The organism is Streptomyces synnematoformans (assembly GCF_039531005.1).
In the GTDB taxonomy this organism is placed as follows: domain Bacteria; phylum Actinomycetota; class Actinomycetes; order Streptomycetales; family Streptomycetaceae; genus Streptomyces; species Streptomyces synnematoformans.
The window spans coordinates 1-3,514 of sequence record NZ_BAAAPF010000487.1 but is presented as its reverse complement, the minus strand read 5'-3'; the positions used below and the strand labels follow the sequence as shown (position 1 = coordinate 3,514).

Sequence of the window (3,514 nt, the reverse complement as noted above, 5' to 3'; positions counted from 1 at the left end):
CGGGCCGGCGGGACCCCGGCGCGGGCGGCGACGGCGAGCGCGGCGCCGGCGGCGATGCCGGCGACGGTGACGGCGACCGCGGCGCGGGCCCGGGAGCCGTCGCCGTACAGCTCGTACACGGCGGCGACCTGCCCGAGCAGCACCAGCAGCAGCGTGATCACGCCGAACGGGCCGATGTCCGAGCGCCGCATGATCCGCAGTGCCTCGTCGGGGGGCCGGCCGCTGCCCAGCCCGTCGGCGGTGTCCGCGAGCCCGTCGAGGTGCAGCCCGCGCGTCACCACGGCCGGTACGGGGACGGCGGCGACGGCGGCGAGGGCCGCCCCCGCGCCCGCGAGCAGCAGCAGCCCGCCGACGCCGGCGGCGAGCACCCCGACCACGAGCCCGACGAGGGGCGCGGCGAGAGGTCCGCCGCGGGCGGCGGCCCGGTCCCAGCGGTCGACGCGCACGGGCAGCGCGGTGAGGGTCCCGAACGCGAACCGCACCGCGGCGCGGCCTCCGACGGGCCCGGGGGAGCGGGACGGATGCCCGCCCGGATCGGCCGCCTCGGGCGGGGAAACCCCGCCCGAGGCCGCGGCGACCGGGCCGGGAGGGCCCGGGGTCGGGCTGGTGCCGGTGCCGCCAGGACTCCCAGTGGGGCCCGCCTCGCCCCCACTCCCCGCGAGGGCCGCCTTGCCTGGCGGCGGCCTGTCGGCCTCGTCCCCGGTGCCCGCCGGCTCGGACTGGCCTGCGGGTGGGCCGGGTGTACCCGGGTTCCCGGCGGTGTCCGTGCCGCCCGCGCTCCTGGCGGGGCCCGCCTCGCCCCCACTCCCCGCGGAGGCCGCCTCCTCATCCCGCGGCCCTGGCCTGTCGGCCTCGTCCCCGGCGTCCGCTGGGCCGGGCTGGCCTGCGGGTGGGTCGGGTGTGCTCGGCTTCCCGGCGGTGCCGGTGCCGCCCGGGCTCCTGGCGGGGCCCGCCTCGCCCGCACTCTCCGCGAGTGCCGCCTCCGCACTCCGCGGTCCCGGCCTGCCGGCCTCGTCCCCCGCGCCTGCCCGCCCGGCAGGGCGGCCGTCCCGACCTGCGCCGCTGGTTCGTGCCGCACCCTGCGTTCCCGCCCGGGCATCCGTGTCCGCCACCCCGCCGGGGGCGTCCGCGCTCGGCGCTCCCGCAGGGGTGTCCGTCCCCTCGGGGGTGCCGTCAGGTGATGTCGTCAACCGCGGCCTCGGCCGGACCCTCCGCCGCACCGTCGCCGTGCTCCGGCAGGTCCGCCCACAGCTCCGCCGCGGCCTGCAGGAACGGCAGGGCCAGCAGCGCGCCGGCGCCCTCGCCGGTGGTGACGCCGTGGTCGAGCAGCGGGTCGATCGCGATGCGGTCCAGCGCCTTCTCCTGGGCCGGCTCGCCGCTCGCCTGGCCGGCCAGCCACCAGTCGGGCGCCCGGAACGCCACCCGCTGGGCGACCAGCGCCGCCGCGGCCGAGACGACGCCGTCGAGCACGACCGGGGTGCGGCGCACCGCCGCCTGCAGCAGGAAGCCCGTCATCGCGGTGAGGTCCGCGCCGCCGACCGTGGCGAGCAGCTGCAGCTGGTCGCCGAGCACCGGGCGGGCGCGGCGCAGCGCGTCGCGGATCGCGGCGCACTTGCGCATCCAGGCCAGGTCGTCGATGCCCGCGCCGCCGCGGCCGGTGACCACGGAGGCGTCGGTGCCGCAGAGGGCGGCGACGATCGCGCCGGCCGCCGTGGTGCCGCCGACGCTGAGGTCGCCGAGGAGCAGCAGGTCCGTACCGGAGTCGGCCTCCTCGTCCGCGACCGCCATGCCGGCCCGGAACGCCTCCTCGGCCTCCTCGGCGGTGAGCGCGTCCTCGACGTCGATGCGGCCGGACCCGCGGCGTACGCGATGGCGGGTGACGTCCTTCGGCAGCGACTCCGGGTCGCAGTCGAGCGCCATGTCGACGACCCGCAGCCCGGCGCCGAAGCGGCGGGCGAGGATCGCGGTGGCGCTGCGGCCGTCGAGCGCGGCGCGGGCCAGCGCGTCCGCGGTGCCCGCGGCGCGGCCGGAGACGTCCAGCTCGGCGATGCCGTGGTCGCCGGCGAAGAGCACCAGGCGCGGCTCGGCGACCGGCTTGGCGGGCACGCCGCCCTGCGCCGCCGTCAGCCACTCGCCGAGGTCGTCCAGCCGGCCGAGCGCGCCGGGGCGCGGGCCGTGGGTCGCCCGCCACTCCTCGGCGTCCCGGCGGATGGCCACGTCGGGGCGGTCGATGTCGTTGATGAAGTCGTCCAGATTCAGGCCGCTCACGGGCGCAGATTACCCGCCGGGCCCGCCGCGGGCTCCCCTGCCCCCGCGGATTCCCCGCGGGAGGCGGCGGAGCCCGTGGGGGAGCACGCGGGGAATCCGCCGGGAAACCCGGCCGGACCCCCCTCCGGGGCACCCCCTGCAGGAACGATTACCCGCGCAGGACCAGCACCTGCCCCGCGACCACCAGCAGCACCTGCTCGCACTCCGCCGCCACCGCCGCGTTCAGCCGTCCCAGCTCGTCGCGGAACAGCCGGCCCGCCGGGGTGGCCGGGACGACGCCGGAGCCGACCTCGTTGCTCACCGCGACCAGGGTGCGGCGGCCGGCCCGTACCGCCGCGACCAGCTCGTCGACCCGCGGCCGTACGTCGCCGCCGTCCCACGCCTTCGCCGCGTCCATGGCGTCCGTCAGCCACAGCGACAGGCAGTCGATCAGCAGCGGCGGACCGTCGGCCGCGGCGAGCAGCGGCACCAGGTCGCAGGTCTCCGTGGTCCGCCAGCCCGCCGGACGGCGCTCGCGGTGGGCCGCGACCCGCGCCGCCCACTCGGCGTCGCCGTCGCGGACGCCGCCGGTGGCCGCGTACTCGACCTCCGGGAACGCCGCCAGCCGCCGCTCCTCCTCCACGGACTTGCCGGACCGGGCGCCGCCCAGGACCAGCGTGCGGCGCGGCGCGGCGGGCGGCTCCGGGCCGTGGCCGGCGACGAGGCCGTGCCCGTCGGGCACGGCCCGGGCCCCGGCGGCGGGGAGCCGGCGGTGCAGCTCGGGGCCGGGCGGCGGGGTGGGCCCGGAGGCGTCGCCGGAGTGGCCGCCGAGATGCACGGCGACGACGTCGGTGGCGGCGGCGACGGCGCCGTGGGCGCGGAGCCGGGCGAGCGCGTCGGGGCGCCCGGCGACGTCGAGCAGCACCAGGTCGTACGGTTCCGCCCGCCCGTCGAGGCCGGCCTGCGCGCCGCCCGGCGGCAGGTACAGCAGCCGCCGGCCGCCGGGCCCGGTGATCTCGTACCCGGTGCCGGGGGAGTCGACCGCGACGGCCCGTACCCGGTGCCCGCTGATCAGCGTCACCGCCTGCCCCTCCGGCGCCCGCGACGGCGCCGGCACCCCCGCGGGGGCCGCCATGGCGGGGCCGTCGTGCGGATGGCTCAGCAGCACCTGCATGACGCCGGAGAGCGTCCGCCCGGCGCGCGCCGCGGCGAGCGCGGCGCCCGGCGTGAGGTCGAGCAGCACGATGCCGTCCACGAGGACGGACGT

2 protein-coding genes and 1 pseudogene are annotated in these 3,514 nt (G+C 80.1%); all 3 read right to left on the bottom strand.

Annotated features, from left to right (window positions below; translation table 11 throughout):
* Positions 1-482 (bottom strand): annotated as a pseudogene (locus ABD317_RS34855) (adenosylcobinamide-GDP ribazoletransferase); the annotation flags it as partial.
* Positions 483-1,173: 691 nt separating this feature from the next.
* Complete coding sequence (locus tag ABD317_RS34850; RefSeq protein ID WP_344295610.1) at positions 1,174-2,268, bottom strand: nicotinate-nucleotide--dimethylbenzimidazole phosphoribosyltransferase; 1,095 nt, start codon at positions 2,266-2,268, stop codon at positions 1,174-1,176.
* 148 nt (positions 2,269-2,416) lie between these two features.
* Positions 2,417-3,514 (bottom strand): bifunctional adenosylcobinamide kinase/adenosylcobinamide-phosphate guanylyltransferase (locus tag ABD317_RS34845; protein ID WP_344295607.1); only part of this gene is annotated, 1,098 nt, incomplete at its 5' end.